General features: G+C 53.9%; 11 protein-coding genes and 1 pseudogene. 7 read left to right on the top strand and 5 right to left on the bottom strand.

Features of this window, described 5'->3' with window-relative positions; translation table 11 throughout:
- Position 1: 1 nt before the first annotated feature.
- The 5 genes and pseudogenes from K0T92_RS09100 to K0T92_RS09080 all read left to right on the top strand — a co-directional run bounded on the left by K0T92_RS09100 (position 2) and on the right by K0T92_RS09080 (position 5352).
- The gene (locus tag K0T92_RS09100; protein ID WP_219872124.1) at positions 2 to 1867 is read left to right on the top strand and encodes an IucA/IucC family protein; all 1866 of its coding nucleotides are present in this window, start codon (positions 2 to 4) and stop codon (positions 1865 to 1867) included.
- Entirely contained in the window at positions 1861 to 3159 is a 1299-nt protein-coding gene (locus tag K0T92_RS09095; protein ID WP_219872123.1) for an AMP-binding protein, read from the top strand. The genes K0T92_RS09100 and K0T92_RS09095 overlap by 7 nt, the downstream gene beginning before the upstream one ends.
- Positions 3146 to 3400 (top strand): annotated as a pseudogene (asbD, locus tag K0T92_RS09090) (petrobactin biosynthesis protein AsbD); the annotation flags it as partial. The gene K0T92_RS09095 and the pseudogene asbD, both read left to right, overlap by 14 nt.
- Positions 3401 to 3486: 86 nt before the next feature.
- The gene (locus K0T92_RS09085; RefSeq protein ID WP_219872122.1) at positions 3487 to 4467 is read left to right on the top strand and encodes a DUF6005 family protein; all 981 of its coding nucleotides are present in this window, start codon (positions 3487 to 3489) and stop codon (positions 4465 to 4467) included.
- A 30-nt stretch (positions 4468 to 4497) separates the two neighbouring features.
- Positions 4498 to 5352, top strand: coding sequence for a sugar phosphate isomerase/epimerase family protein (locus K0T92_RS09080; protein WP_219872121.1), 855 nt, complete (start codon positions 4498 to 4500; stop codon positions 5350 to 5352).
- A 41-nt stretch (positions 5353 to 5393) separates the two neighbouring features.
- On the opposite strand, the gene K0T92_RS09075 is transcribed toward K0T92_RS09080, so the two are convergent.
- Together K0T92_RS09075 and K0T92_RS09070 are read right to left on the bottom strand one after the other, a co-directional pair.
- Complete coding sequence (locus tag K0T92_RS09075; protein WP_219872120.1) at positions 5394 to 6698, bottom strand: Fe-Mn family superoxide dismutase; 1305 nt, start codon at positions 6696 to 6698, stop codon at positions 5394 to 5396.
- Between the two features lie 162 nt (positions 6699 to 6860).
- Complete coding sequence (locus K0T92_RS09070) at positions 6861 to 7946, bottom strand: alpha/beta hydrolase (RefSeq protein ID WP_246628004.1); 1086 nt, start codon at positions 7944 to 7946, stop codon at positions 6861 to 6863.
- Positions 7947 to 8185: 239 nt separating this feature from the next.
- Between K0T92_RS09070 and K0T92_RS09065 the strand changes: the two genes are divergently transcribed.
- Positions 8186 to 8932 carry an IclR family transcriptional regulator gene (locus tag K0T92_RS09065; protein ID WP_219872119.1) on the top strand — a complete coding sequence of 249 codons (747 nt, stop codon included), beginning with the start codon at positions 8186 to 8188 and terminating at the stop codon, positions 8930 to 8932.
- A gap of 553 nt (positions 8933 to 9485) precedes the next feature.
- Here K0T92_RS09065 and K0T92_RS25295 read toward each other — a convergent pair.
- The 3 genes from K0T92_RS25295 to acnA all read right to left on the bottom strand — a co-directional run bounded on the left by K0T92_RS25295 (position 9486) and on the right by acnA (position 13770).
- Positions 9486 to 10181, bottom strand: coding sequence for a hypothetical protein (locus K0T92_RS25295; RefSeq protein WP_219872118.1), 696 nt, complete (start codon positions 10179 to 10181; stop codon positions 9486 to 9488).
- 43 nt (positions 10182 to 10224) lie between these two features.
- Positions 10225 to 10800 carry a sortase family protein gene (locus K0T92_RS09055; protein ID WP_219872117.1) on the bottom strand — a complete coding sequence of 192 codons (576 nt, stop codon included), beginning with the start codon at positions 10798 to 10800 and terminating at the stop codon, positions 10225 to 10227.
- 258 nt (positions 10801 to 11058) lie between these two features.
- The gene (gene acnA / locus K0T92_RS09050) at positions 11059 to 13770 is read right to left on the bottom strand and encodes an aconitate hydratase AcnA (RefSeq protein WP_219872116.1); all 2712 of its coding nucleotides are present in this window, start codon (positions 13768 to 13770) and stop codon (positions 11059 to 11061) included.
- Positions 13771 to 13973: 203 nt separating this feature from the next.
- Here acnA and K0T92_RS09045 point away from each other — a divergent pair, with 203 nt between their 5' ends.
- Positions 13974 to 15098 carry an amidase domain-containing protein gene (locus K0T92_RS09045; RefSeq protein WP_219872115.1) on the top strand — a complete coding sequence of 375 codons (1125 nt, stop codon included), beginning with the start codon at positions 13974 to 13976 and terminating at the stop codon, positions 15096 to 15098.
- The last annotated feature ends 23 nt before the right edge of the window (positions 15099 to 15121 follow it).

The following is a 15121-nucleotide window of genomic DNA, read 5'->3' as shown; positions in this document are numbered from 1 at the left end:
TATGATACGGGTACAAGAGCTGGATATGAGGCTGATCGAAGCAATCGCATCGGATGCTTATGTGGAAGTGCGCAGACGTATATTCCGGCAGCTGCTGGAGTCTGCAATATTCGAGAAAATTGTCTCGGTCGAGACGGTGAAGCTGGGCAAGGAAACGCTGTTTATCGTGCATGGACGGGATGCGGACGGAACGCCTGTTACTTATAACTGCCGGGGAAGCAGGAGGCTGACCTTCGGGCGTATTCGCCTGCATGCGGATTCCGTGCTGCGGATATCCAAGGAAGGCAAGCAGGAAGCGGACTCCCTCGAGCTGTTCCTGCAGGAGGTGATCGCCTTCTCCGGCGCGGACGGCAGCAAGTTGTCCGCATTCGCGGCCGAGCTGGAGAGAACGCTGCTCAATGATACGCTTGCCCAATACGAGAAGCAGAAGACGGGCAAAACACTGCAGGGCAAGGGCAGCTACGACGAGCTGGAAACGTCGGCTATGGACGGCCATCCCTATCACCCCAGCTACAAATCCCGGATCGGCTTTACGCCCCAGGACGGATTGGCATTCGGGCCGGAATCCGGCGAAGGAATACGCCCGCTATGGATCGCTATAAGGCGGGAAGAAGCGGCGATGGCGGTCAGCAAGGAGCTGACCTTTCGCGAGTTGTGGAGAAGCGAGCTGGGTGAGGGCCAACTGGCCGAATTCGAGCAGAAGCTGAAAAGCTGCGGCACAGATCTGGATCAGGTTGCGCTCTTGCCTGTCCATCCCTGGCAGTGGCGCAATGTTGCTGCGCCATCCCTGATGCTTGAGCTGCGGAACGGGAGCATCATCCCGCTGGGCCTGTCACAGGACGAATATCGTCCGCAGCAGTCCATCCGGACCTTGGTCAATCACAGTGATGCCGCCAAGCCTTATATGAAGCTGTCGCTCAGCCTGCTTAACACATCGTCGTACCGCCACATCGAACCGCATTATGCGGCAGTGGCGCCTGCAATATCGGAATGGCTGCAGGGTCTGGTGGATGCAGATCCTTATCTTAAGCAGGAAGCGAAGGTTATTCTGCTCAAGGAGTTCGCCGGTATCGGCTATGATCCGATAGCTCCCGCTTCATCGATTAATAAAGGTCTGATGGAAGGCGCCCTCTCCTGTGTCTGGCGCGAACGGCTGGAGCCGCATCTGCTGCCGGGCGAGCTGGCGGTGCCGTTCCATGCGCTAACCGCGCTGGATATTGACGGGAAGCCGTTTATCGACCCATGGCTGCAAGCGACGGGCATTCATCCATGGCTGACGCGGCTGTTCGAGAGCTGCGTATTGCCTGTGGCCCATCTATTGATCGCGCACGGTGTCGCGCTTGAATCTCACGCTCAGAATATGGTGATGATTCACAGCAACGGTGTACCGGCAAGGGCGGCACTGAAGGATTTTCATGAGGATGCCATGTTCTGCCGGACATTCCTGGATAATCCCGCTGTATGCCCGCCGTTCCATACGATCCATCGGGCGTTCGCCGAGGCCGAGCCTTTTGCGTTCTTTGAACAGGAGAAGGTGGATCCGCTAAGATATCTGCTGCTTGGAGCGCTGTATTTCATTAATTTGGGCGAGCTGGCGATACTGCTGTCAGATCGGTACAACTATTCTGAGACACGCTTCTGGGAGCTGGCTGTTGATACACTGGATGCCCATCTGCGCAAATATCCGGCGCTGCTGCCGCGTTTCCAGCAATTGAATGTATATGCTCCTACGACACGACTGGAGCAGCTGACGAAGAAGAGGCTGTTCGTCTCATCGGCATCGCTTATGCATGAAGTGCCGAGTCCGCTTTATAGCGTGCGCGAGCAGATGGCATCCGTAGGCGGAAAGGAGAACATAACATGCTGACGATTAACCGCGAAGAGGTAGGACTTGCCGTATTCAGCGCCCGCCTGAGGGCCATGCAGGATATGGAGCCGATCGCGAGAAGCGGAGGAAGCCGGATTGCGCTCTGTCTGAAGGATCCTATTGATGTAATAGCAGCCATACTTGCGCTTAGAGAACGCGGCGCATCGGTGCTGCTTATTCATGGGGATACGCCTACTGATCGGGCTCGCCAGCTGGCTGAAGAGGCAGGGTGCAGCGCGATGATGCTGCAATCGGCGGAATCGCTTATCCCGCTGCATGGGCAAGTGGCGCAGGCTGTGGAGATTGGATTCAAGGGAGATGAGCCCTCCCTGCTGCAATTCAGCTCCGGAACGACCGGCAATGCCAAGCTCATTCGGAGATCCTGGCAGGAGGTTGAGGCAGAGATCGATGCATACAATGCGGCACTTGGAGAAGCGGCGGCCTGTACGCCAGTCGTGCTCGCATCGGTCTCTCATTCCTTTGGACTGATCTGCGGTGTTCTTGCCGCATTGAAGCGGGGGATTGCGCCTGTGGTGGTCACCCATTCCAATCCCAAGCTGGCGCTTGGCATCATTCGGGATACGCCGAACCATCTCGTCTATGGCGTGCCGCTTCAGCATCATGTCATTGCAAGCCTTGCACCGGAAGGCTTCAGATTCCATCGGCTGATGAGCTCGGGCGCTCCGATGCCGCAATCGCTGCTGGGCAAGTTGGAGAGCATGACAGATGTCGCTGTTATGGGGCAGTATGGCTGCTCCGAGGTCGGCTGCATAAGTGTGGCGCAGAAAATGAGCAGCCATGCGGATTTAGGAAAGCCGCTCGGTCACCTGATCGTGTCGGCAAGCAATAATGCCGATGTTCCGACAGAGATTATTGCTGCATCCGGTACGGCGGGGACGGCAACAGGGGATTTGGGCTATATGGACAGCAGCGGCAGCCTGATCTTTGTTTCCCGTTTGGATGATGTCATTAATATCGGCGGGCAGAAGGTATTTCCGCTGGAGGTCGAGGAGTGGATAGGCAAGCTCCCCGGTGTCAAGGAGACTGCCGTCTATCGTGGCATTCACCCTGTAATGGGAGAATGCGTCAAGGCGATTGTTGCAGTGGAAGAGGGCGTGACGCCCAAGCTCATTCGGACATGGTGCCAGGAAGGGCTGCCGGCTTATAAGGTGCCTTCAGAAATTCACATGGCATACAAGCTGCCGCGCACCGCGAATGGCAAATTAAGCCGGAGACTGATACAGGAGCTGGAGGAGAAGGAGGAATTGGAGACGTATGATGGCACGTCGTGAGGAATTGAAGACCGCGCTGCAGTCTCTGTTGGAGGAGCGGCTGAAGGTTCAGCTGACCGGTCCGTTAGAGGAGCAGAGCCGGATTAACGAGGATTTGAGAGTGGATTCCATTATGCTGCTGCAACTGATCGTATTCATCGAGCAGGAGCTGCGGCTAAGCGTTCCCGAGGAAGAGGTGGATGCCAAAGCGTTCGCTACTATCGGATCGCTGCTGGATTTTATGGAGCGGCTTGAACCGCTGGATGGAGCGCGGGCTGGAAGTCCCGCAGGGGCCGAGTCTCTGGGCGGCACTAGCGCATCCGCAGCGGGAGCGGGGGTGGCCGGGGAATGATCAAGGTTCATTGTCTGGTCAGCTGCTTCTGCGAAATTATTAAAAGGCGCAGCAAGGTTAAGCACTGGCCTTATTATTTTGGCGTATGGGATTCGTATTTCGATGTGACGGAGAATGGCTGCATTACCTATTATTCGGGGCGCACGAGCCATGATCATTTTGTAAACTGGTACCGCAAATTTTTTGGCGTATCGATTCGGGAATGGTACGACCCTTCTCTGAACCGCCAGCAAAATCTGGACCAGCTGCTGGATCTGCTGGATAACAAGCCGGAGCATCGTTATATCGTCGTGCAGATCGATATGTCGTTCCTGCCGGAGCGGGAGAACAAATTCGCGCAGAAGCCGTTTCCCCATTATCTGATGCTGTCCAAGACGGACAATGAGGATGAATGGTTTATGTTCGATCCTGATTTTCGATGGGAAGGGAATCTGCCTAAGGAGCGGATTATCGAGGCTTTTCTCGGCAATGAATTCGGCGGAGGCTATGTTATTGATGCCGATACGATTACAGCGCCGACTGCCGAAGTTATCGATGAATATTATGTGGCGACGATGCGGCGCGACAACAATGAGCTGATCTCCCGTCTGCGTGACATTGTGCAGAGCATGACGGAAGGACGGGATGGACGCACGCTTGAGATGCTGATGCCGGCTGTCAAACAGCTGAATATTCTCGTTATCCGCAAGTACAGCTACGATTATGCGCTTATGTATTTCCGCGATGAGCTGGGGCTGTCCGCTGATAATTATGAGCATTGGTGCCAGCAAATCCGCGATCTGGTGCAGGTGTTCAATACGATACAGTTCATGGCGGTAAAAATGTCGATGACTAACGATGCGTCGATGCTGCCGGACATCCTTCAGAAGCTGGACCGTGCGGATGCCATTGAATTCAGCATCAAGGCCGAGATCGACAGGCAGTACTGGCTGTGGAAGGAATCTGTCTATCCTTCGGCAGAGCGCGTGCTGACTTGACGGCATGAGGGAAGAAAGGGAGGCCATGTGATGAAATATGCCTTGTGCACAATATCGTTCCGCCATGGGCTTGTATCCTTTGGAAGCTTGGTTGAATTTGCAACGCAGCATGGCTTTGATGGCATCGAGCTGTGGGGCGCCCATGCGACCTATCTGGCGGGAGAGGAGCCGGAGCGGACGAAGGAGCAGCTAAGAATTATGCACAGCCGGGGCAAGAGAATTACGATGATCAGCGATTATCTGGATGTGGCCTCGGAGGAGCGTTTCCCGGCGACTGTGGGGCGGTTAAAGGAGCTTGCAGCGTTGGCCAAATGGTTCGGGGCCGATCGTATTCGAACATTCGCCGGTTCAAGTCCCAGCATGAAGGTAAACATGAGGGAACGGCAAAATTATGCGGATCGCCTGCGTATCCTGTGCGGTATTTGTGCTGAACATGGCCTGAAGCTGCTTGTGGAGACGCATCCGGACACATTGGCCGATCATCTGGCATCGGCCCGTTCGCTTATTGACGAGGTAGGGCATGAGAGCCTCAGCATTAATCTCGACTTCTTGCATTTGTGGGAAGCGGGAGACGATCCGCTCGTATCCTATGAGAAGCTGAAGCCCTGGGTGCAGCATTTTCATCTCAAAAATGTTTCGTCTGCGGAACGTCTTGGCGTCTTCCAGCCGAATCAGGTCTATGCAGCGAGCGGTGACCGCGACGGGATCGTGACGCTGGATGCCGGTGCGCTGGATTACCGCCCTATTATAGAGGCTATCCAGCATTCGGGGCTCTATGCGTCACTGGAATGGTTCGGTCCGCAGCCTTACCGCGCATTGGCGAGCGATATTGCCTGGCTGAGGGGCATAGCGGGTGAAGCGAAGCCTGCTTTGGCGGTTTACTAAGGGAACAGCCGGCTTGCCCCAGCTTGGTTGACCGGCTGGGCTTAGTAGGGCTCCCATACCAGCTTGCTGGCTTCTGTGAACCGATCGTTCACGCCTGGCCAATAGACGACATTCCACCAGTCTTTAATGTAGTCGGCGCGTTTGTTCTGATGCTTCAAGTAATAAGCGTGCTCCCACACATCGAGCGGCAGCAGAGGGATGATATCCCATTGCGATAGATTCTGATGCTTCTCTGCAGTGAGAATTTCGAGTCTCCGGCTGCGCGGGCTCCAGACAAGGATGGCCCATCCGCCGCCCTCTACTTTCTCTGCTGCTGCGCTGAACTGCTTCTTGAACGCCTCATAGCTGCCGAAATCCCGCTCAATCTGTCTCGCTATGGGGCCAGTGGCGGGACCGCCGCCGTGAGGAGACATGATGTTCCAGAAGATGGAGTGCAGATAATGTCCGGCACCGTTAAAGGCGAGCTCCCTCTCCCAGTGCTTGATTAGGTCAAAGTCATTCTGCTGCCGTGCCTTCTCCAGCTCCTTCTCTGCCCTGTTCAAGCCATCGACATAGCTCTGATGATGCTTATCATGGTGAATCCGCATCGTGGCCTCATCGATATGGGGTTCAAGCGCATTGTATGGATAAGGAAGGGGCGGCAATGTATGTCCCCCGATAGGTACAGAGGCAGGACGCATACGGTCATCGAGCGGGGGTTCGATGGTTTCTGCGCCTGCTTCATTATTTTCATTCAATGGGGAATCCTTGGCTGGACTGTCTCGCTCAATATCGGATTCCGATGAGGGCGGGCTTGGAATACTGTCGGCAGCGGAGGGAGCTTCATCTGCCGGAAACAAAGCGTCACCAATTGTAGGAGACAAAGCCTCGCCAGTTGTGGACAGCTCTGGCTCGCGTTCGGTGAGTCCATCTCCATGCGCTTGATGAGGGTGCAGCAGGGTGGCGAGCACACAGAGAAAATAGTCGGATTCACGGATGATATGATTGATGACCGTCACGGCAATGGGACTCGCTGCAACTGCTGCACTAATGGTCAGCAGCTGCGTTAATTGTGCAACGAATGTTCTGGATTGAAGTGCGGATACTTGCAGCAGCGTATCGGTCTGCTTGGCAATGGCAGGTGACAAGTCAGTCGGACAGATTAAAGCGGTCTGCAGGAGCCTTTGTGTTATTTTCTCCGTGCGGGCGAAGAGGGGCTCCCAAGCCTTTAACAGCTCCACATAAGGCTGCTCCAGATTAGGGACGATCTGACGGATCACAACGGTATGCTCCATCTCTTGCATTTTCCAGAAGCAAATTTCTTCAAGCACTCTTAGAGGCATGTAGGGGCCATATACTAGAAGCACGATCATTCCTCCTCACTTCTCATGAACGAGATAGTCCGAGAGAGGCGCATAGCAAAAGCCATCCGGAACCGGACGGCTTAATTAACAAACGCCATTCGAAGACATCCTCTACTAGATGTATTCGAATGGCGCTTCATCTATGTCGTGCGTGTTAATTCGAAACTAGCTTGCATGTGCTTGCTTGAACGCTGCATCCACTTGGCTGAGGAATAATGCGGCGCGCTGGATATATTCTTTGGGACGGGTTTGGAACAGCAGCTCATGCTTGCCGCCCTGTACGACCCATTCCCGGGACAGCGGCTGGCGCTGATTAGAAGCGATATGCTCTGCGGTTACAAGCGGAGCCTTGGCATCATTCGTGCCATGAATAACGAACAGCGGGATAGTGAAGGCTTTCTCCATAACCTGCTCTGCAGGTATTTGGTTGAATTTCGTTCCCGTCCAGAATGGAAGCATCCACTCAATAAGCGGCAGCGATGGGTAACGGGGAAGATCCAGATGCTGACGCACATTGGAGTACAATGATTCCGGGCTTGGCAGAAACAGGCTGTCGAGAATCATCGCATCGATCTCATCTGTCTGCAGCGCTGTTTGCAGCGCAGTACCGGCTCCCATGGAGAAGCCCCAGACGATAACCTGCTCTGCGCCTTGTTCACGGACATAGTTCACGGCAGCGAGAAGCTGCTGTGACTCCTCATGGCCGCCAGTGGCTGGTGAACGATCCTCGGAGGAGGCGTAGCCATAATCAAACATCAATACATTATAATCCAAACGGTGCAGCAGACCGGCAAGCTCGTACATCGGAACCCAAGTCTCTTCCCGGTTAGCACCATAGCCATGGCTGAAAATAACCGTTCGTTTAGAGTCCAAAGGGGCTGCTGCAGCGGACAATGCTTGAACCTCAGAACCTTTGGCTGCTGCCGGAGCCGCTGGTATAAACCATCCGTGCACCGTTGTTTGACCGCTATTGCTCGGGAAGGATACGTCTGAATAGGCGAGCCCTTTGGCATCCATAGGGTTAGAGGTTAGAGGGGCCACGTAAGGATGAGCAATAATCCAGGCGACATAGCCGTGAAAAGCAAGGCCTGTAAATAGAATTAACGCCGTCAGGGCGGACAATATGGCAATTACCGCATGCTTGCGCCGTGAACCGCCGATAGCGGTGGGCTTCGATCCGGGTTCGGGGGATAGGAGATCGGGTGTATAATTCCCGCCTGCTGGCAGCATAGGTGCGATTGTTGTACTCATGATGAACTCCCCCTCTGTTAGGTCATGTAAATGAAAGCGTTTTATATAGTTCTATAATCCCATCGTATGACTCAATACCTGGCATGTCAACGAATGTCGATGTATTGTTAGCGACTTGTAATATAGCTGTAAAATATATGGTAACTTCTTGCATAAGCTTTGCTAATAAGCCGCTGCTAGGCTATACTAAATGTAACTGAGTTTCATCCAATGAAACTAATGGAAGAGGTGGTATCGCCATGTCGGAGGATAACAAATCGACTGTACGCGCTGTTGAACGGGCGCTTGATATATTGCTTTGTTTTACAATGAAGAATGAGTGGGCAATGACAGAGATTGCTGAAAAAGTCGGCCTTCACAAAAGCACCGTTCATCGGATGCTGGCAACGTTGGAGGATAAGGGATTTGTACTCCGGGATTCGGCATCGGACCGGTATCGATTGGGACTGCGCGTGTGGGAGCTGTCTGCGAATATGTGGGGAGCGGATGACCCTGCCGTTATCAGTCTTCAAGAGATGGAGCAACTGCGCGATCAATTAGGGGAGACGATCAGTCTATATATACGGGATGGGAATGAGCGGATTCGAATACAAGCGGTGCAGAGCAATCAAGCGGTTCGTAGGGTAGCTCCTATTGGAGCGCGTCTGCCGCTGTATGTTGGCGCATCGAGCAAAATATTAATTGCATTCGAGGAGCAGGAGCAGCGTGAGGAGCTTTTGGGGGATCATACTTGGCCTGCCTCTATTGATAAGGGGCAATTCAGAGAGCAAATGGAGGAGATAGGCAGGCTAGGCTTTGCGACCAGTATCGAAGAACGTGAGCAAGGCGCCGCCGCTGTATCGGCACCGATCTTCAACCGCGCAGGCAGGCTGATCGCTGCATTGTCCGTATCCGGGCCTGCGAACCGATTAACACTGGACAAGATGCGTGAGCAAGCTCCGGCGATCATGGAAGCCGCCCGGCATATTGGCACCATGCTGAAATAGCAGAGTTGCAGAGGGAGCGCCTCTCTCTTAAGGCCACTATCCCCGTAGCTCAGATAGATGGTTGGGGTCGATGGGGCTATGGAGAGGTGAGGGATTGTACCTCCTATGGCCACTATCCCCGTAGCTCAGATAGTTGATTGGGGGAGCTGGGATTATGGAGAGGTGAGGGATTGTACCTCCTATGGCCACTATCCCCATAGCTCAGATAGACGGCTAGGGCCCATGGCTGGTGATGGAGTCGCAATTTGAGTGGGCGAGTTTAGGCTGAGAGCGTAGGGACATAGGGACATCGTTGGTATCACACACGTGCAATGGTTGAGATGAGATTCTTCGCGATGGCCGCCAAAAGATATGATCTGAGCAAAGGGGATAATGGTCAAAGGAAGCCGGAATTGCCCCTGGCTCTGAGAGGTCCTCAATGCTATAACTGGATTACTGCGGCCCCTGCTTTTGCCGCCCAATTGTCTTATTGGCTTCCGAAAAAAGGCAGGGACTGCCCGCTGTCATCGAAGATGACGCGAGGGCAATCCCTGCCTTTTGGTGCTGAACGCCTCTATACTTGCCTGAACTCCGCCGTACCGCCTGGGCCAGGGAACCCCGGGGAGCCAGTAGGTCCCGGCTGGCCGAAGCTCGCCGGTGAGGGCGGATTGCCGGGTTCGTAATCGGAATGGCTGTAGCTTGTGCTCTTTCCCTTGCCTGTGGCACCGGGCTGACCCGGCAGCCCGGGCAATCCTCCGACACCGCCGAGGCCTCCGGCTCCGCCGCTGACGTCCCATTTCGGCGGATTGCCGCCGCTCTTGTCTTCTTTGTAGTACAACACGAATGTTCCGCCCTTGCCGCCATCACCGCCGCGTCCCCCGCGTCCTCCATTGCCGCCGTCTCCGCCGCGCCCGCCGAATGCATTGGCTTCGCAGTCTGCTCCCCAGCCGCCATCGCCGCCGCGTCCGCCTGCTCCCCCGCGCCCACCAGCACCGCCGCGTCCTCCATTGCCGCCGCGGCAATCGGCTTCAATGCCACCACGGTATTCTTCCACTTCAATGGTGATTGCGCCGCCTTGACCGCCGGATACGCCAGATGGCGCTTCCGGAGAATCGCCGCCGCGACTGCCGTCCTGTCCACGGGTAGGCTCATTGTCATCCCAGAATCCGCAATCAGCATCCTGACCAGGCGGAGCCTGAGGCGGGGTGGGGCCTTCGGGACCATCCGGAGCACTGGCTCCGCTTATTCCGGCCGCAATAATATTAATCATCGATATTCCTCCCTTGTCTATGTATGAATGAGAATGGGCTGCACTACTGCTCGCCTTGTATGGAAAAGGCCTTTATTCGAACCCCGTTCTTCTTGACGACGATCCGGCCCGTCTTCTTAATAAGCAGTTCATTGCACCAGAATGTATTGGTCGGTTTTTTGATTTCCAGCACAGCGTTCTGCTCAATAACGACATCATGGAACAGAAATTTGTAGACGACACGATTCACTCTCAGCAAGTCCGTAATTTTTGCAGTGGAATCGAGTTTGACTGCTGTCAGAGGTTCGATATCGCGGTACAGATTCCAGAAGGCAGATTGCTCCTGATGCATCGTATTGTGGGCAGCCAAGGTGAAATTGCCGAAGCGGCGAAGGTCGATGCGGGTCGTTCCCTGCACCCGGAAATGCTGGACATCCCTTCGAGACAGGGCATGTTTGGTTGCTTCTTTGGCGGAATCCAGCAGCCGCTTCAAGGTATCCTCTGAGCTTACAAACCCGGCTGTGATCAAATCATTGAATGTGACGATCGGGATACGCTCCAGATTGCTGCGCAAATGCTCGGGCGGATTGTCGTCCAGCGTCAGTGTCGTTCCGCTCGGTACTGTAAGATCATTGGCCATTAGATACGCTCCTTGGCACAGAATCGGAATGTTGCTATTCCCACTGTGCGCTTCATTTTTTGTTGAAGAGAAGAATGTAAATAAATGCCGGTTTGTCATGTTGGACTTCCTTTAGGAGCATTGCATCGTATTATATGGCGCGGCAATCGGGATTTATTACTGCTGCAAATCTTTTTGTATTCGGAAGCGCAAAAAACCTCCAAACCCCGCTGTAATAGCTGTAATAGCGGGGTTGGAGGTTGTCTCGCCGGGAATAGGTTAGGCGTTGTTTGCGATCATTTGGCGCAGCACGGTTTGAAGAATACCGCTGTTGCGATAGTAATCGACATCCACCATGGAGTCGAGACGTACAATCGCCGGGAATTCGAATGTTGTACCGTCTTCGCGAGTCGCAACAACCTGAACGGATTGTCCTGGTGTTACGTCATTGCTCAGGCCGATAATATCGAATTTCTCGCGGCCAGTCAGGTTCAGCGTTTTCCAGCCGTGGCCTTCCTGGAATTGCAGTGGGAGAACGCCCATGCCCACAAGGTTGGAGCGGTGAATACGCTCGAAGCTTTCGGCGATGACAGCTTTCACGCCAAGGAGGAACGTTCCTTTGGCCGCCCAGTCGCGGGAGCTGCCTGTTCCGTATTCTTTGCCTGCAATAACGATCAGGTTGGAGCCATTCTTCTGATACTGCATCGATGCGTCGTAGATCGACATCACTTCGCCAGTCGGCAGGTAAGTTGTTACGCCGCCTTCCGTGCCTGGAGCAACCTGGTTCCGGATGCGGATGTTAGCGAACGTACCACGCATCATAACTTCATGGTTACCACGGCGCGAGCCATAGGAGTTGAAGTCGACTTGCTCAACGCCGTTGTCGATCAAATATTTGCCGCCCGGGCTCTTCACTGTAATGTTACCAGCTGGCGAGATATGGTCGGTCGTAACGGAGTCGCCCAGCAGAGCAAGCACGCTGGAATTTTTGATATCGGAGATGTCGCCAACTTCACCCAGGTTCTCAAAGAACGGCGGGTTCTGGATGTAGGTCGATTTGGCATCCCACTCGTAGCTTTCGCCTTGCGGCACATCGATTGCGTTCCAACGCTCGTTCTGCGTGAATACGTTCTCGTATTTGCTGCGGAACATCTCAGGGCTCATCGCGATTGCGATGGTATCAGCAATTTCCTTGGACGTTGGCCAGATATCCTTGAGATATACCGGTTGATTGCTGCTGTCATAGCCGATTGGGTCATTCGCAAGATCAATATTGACCGTGCCAGCAAGCGCGTAAGCAACTACGAGCGGAGGCGAAGCGAGATAGTTCGCTTTGACCTGTGCATGTACGCGGCCTTCAAAGTTCCGGTTACCGGACAATACAGCAGCAACCGTCATATCGTTGTCAGCAATTGCTTTGCTTACTTCGTCAGGAAGTGGACCGGAGTTACCGATACATGTAGCGCAGCCATATCCGGCAACGTGGAATCCAAGCGCTTCCAGCGATTCAAGCAGGCCAGCTCTCTTCAAGTATTCCGTAACGACAAGCGATCCTGGCGTAAGCGAGCTCTTGACGTATGCCGGCTTCTTGAGGCCGCGCTCGACGGCTTTCTTGGCAACAAGCGCCGCACCGAGCATAACGCTTGGGTTGGACGTATTCGTACAGCTGGTAATAGCTGCGATAACGACTGCGCCTGTTCCCATTTTGCTCACGGATCCGTTCTTATGCTTCACTTCAACGACTTCTTCAATCTTGTTGTCAGACAGGCCATAGCCGCCTTTGTCGATTGGAGTGCGGATGATGTTGTTGAAGGATTCTTTCATAGCCGTCAATTCCACACGGTCTTGCGGACGCTTAGGACCAGCAAGCGATGGAACGATGGTGGAGAGATCCAGCTCTACGATATCAGAGAAGACCGGCTCAGGCGTATCGTCCGTACGGAACATGCCTTGTGCTTTGTAATATGCTTCTACCAGTGCGATCTGGTCTTCTGTACGGCCGGTTTGGCGCAGGAAGTTGATCGTTTCGCTGTCAACAGGGAAGAAGCCGACAGTTGCGCCGTACTCAGGAGCCATGTTCGCCACTGTTGCACGGTCTGCAAGGCTGATGTTGGACAAGCCGGAACCGAAGAACTCGACGAATTTGCCGACAACGCCCTTCTTGCGCAGAATTTGTGTTACGGTCAGCGCAAGGTCAGTTGCTGTAGCGCCTTCAGCGAGCTGGCCTGTCAGACGGAAGCCGATAACATCAGGCATAACGAAGTACAGCGGTTGACCCAGCATGCCAGCCTCAGCCTCGATACCGCCTACGCCCCAGCCTACTACGCCAAGACCGTTGATCATCGTTGTATGGGAATCCGTACCTACCAGCGAGTCAGGGTAGACGACAGTTTCGCCGCCGACTGTTTTGGTAGCTGCTACGGATGCGAGATATTCAAGGTTTACTTGGTGGACAATACCTGTTCCCGGTGGAACTGCGCGGAAATTGTCAAATGCGGTTTGCGCCCAGCGAAGGAAGCGGTAGCGCTCTTCATTGCGCTGGAATTCGATGTTCATATTATATTCAAGCGCTTCCGGGCTGCCGAAAGCGTCAACCATTACGGAGTGGTCGATAACCAGATCGACAGGAACAAGCGGGTTGATTTGTTTCGGATCTCCGCCGGATTTCTTAACGGTGTCGCGCATTGCCGCAAGGTCAACAACTACGGGAACGCCTGTGAAATCCTGCAGGACGATACGTGCTGGAATGAACGGAATTTCTTTGTCTTCGCGGCCATCAGCCCAAGTAGCAAGCTGCTTGACGTGATCCTTCGTAATTGCGCGGCCGTCGAATTGACGAACAGCGGCTTCAAGCAGAACCTTAATGGAGAAGGGGAGCTTGGAAATGTTGCCTACGCCTTGCTCTTCCAGTCCTTGCAGACGGTAGTAAGCGAATGGCTTTCCGCCGACTTCCAGCGAAGTGCGAACGGAGTATTCGTTTTGATGAGTCATTCGGATTGACGCCTCCTAATGTAGTTTCATTGTGTGAAACACAATTTCAAAAAACCGTTTATAGCTCTAGTATAGCGTTAATCCAGTGGTTTCGTAAAGACGGTACCTCTCCTAATTTTTTAACATTTACATGAATTCGCTTATCGGCTCATATAATGAAACAACTTTAATGTGCCCAAGAGAGTCCGCGGGGAGGGATCGTCATGCCGAGAACGTCAAACCGATCGAGCCGAGGCGGCAAACGGAGCGCCGTCAGCCGCAGCCAGGGGAAGCCGCAAGAGCCTGTGCTCCAAGGATGGAAGGCTGTCGTTCATGAATATGTGACCTTGTTCAATCAAGCAGAGATCGATCGGTTTCCTCCTGTATTTACCGGTCTTGTGAAGGATGGCGACCATCTGTCCCGCTGCAGCCAGCGGCTGTACAGGATGAAGGAACAGGAGCTGCTGCGGGGCGTCCTCCCTACGAACAGCCAGACCAAAGCAGAGCTGCTCCGGGTAAGCGAATCAAGCTCTGGCACCGAGATCGTTGCAACCATCGGCCTTCACATTAAGCGTACGATGGATCAGTCCGGCCGCACTTATATGGAAGAGCGCTGCGAGCGGGAGCGCATATGGCTTAACGCGGAAGACGGCCGTTATTACATTGCGCGAATTGAACCCGTTGTCTCGGAACGCCGTCCCAGATTCAATGCGTCTGATCTGAACAGCTTTCCCCTGCATCTCTCCGAGGAAGAAGCCGGGGATTATCGGACGGGGACACCATCCATACCGTATATAAATTATGATATTTTGCCTGTTTTTAATCATCAGCGCGCAGGTGCCAGATACAGAAGGGATTTAGCGGCTGCTTATGCGGACCGTTGGTGGGAGGAGCCGAATCCGGCTTACGAGACATTCGACGTGAACTGCACGAACTATGTGTCCCAGTGCCTCTTTGCAGGCCATGCACCGATGAACTATACTAGTAGAAGAGATTTGGGCTGGTGGTATCGTGGCCGGAGCGGCGGGCGAGAGCAGTGGAGCTATAGCTGGGCAGTATCCAACGCGCTGCAGGTTTATTTATCGGGTGCGAGGCAAAAGGGCCTCAAAGCAACCATTGTTCATTCACCTGAGGAGCTGGAGCTGGGCGATGTCATTACGTATGACTGGGGAGGCGACAACCGCTTCCAGCACAGTACAATTGTTACGGCTTTCGATGCGCAGGGCATGCCGCTTGTGAACGCCAATACGGTAGCAAGCCGCCACCGTTACTGGGATTATCAGGATTCCTATGCTTGGACGGAAGCGACCAAATATCGATTTTTTCATATTGCTGATGAGTTTCTGTAACGTATGAAAATTATATATAACCG

Source organism: Paenibacillus oenotherae (genome assembly GCF_019443105.1).
In the GTDB taxonomy this organism is placed as follows: Bacteria; Bacillota; Bacilli; order Paenibacillales; family Paenibacillaceae; genus Paenibacillus_Z; species Paenibacillus_Z oenotherae.
Note: the sequence above shows the minus strand (reverse complement) of the source record. Positions and strands in the feature narration are given on the sequence as shown.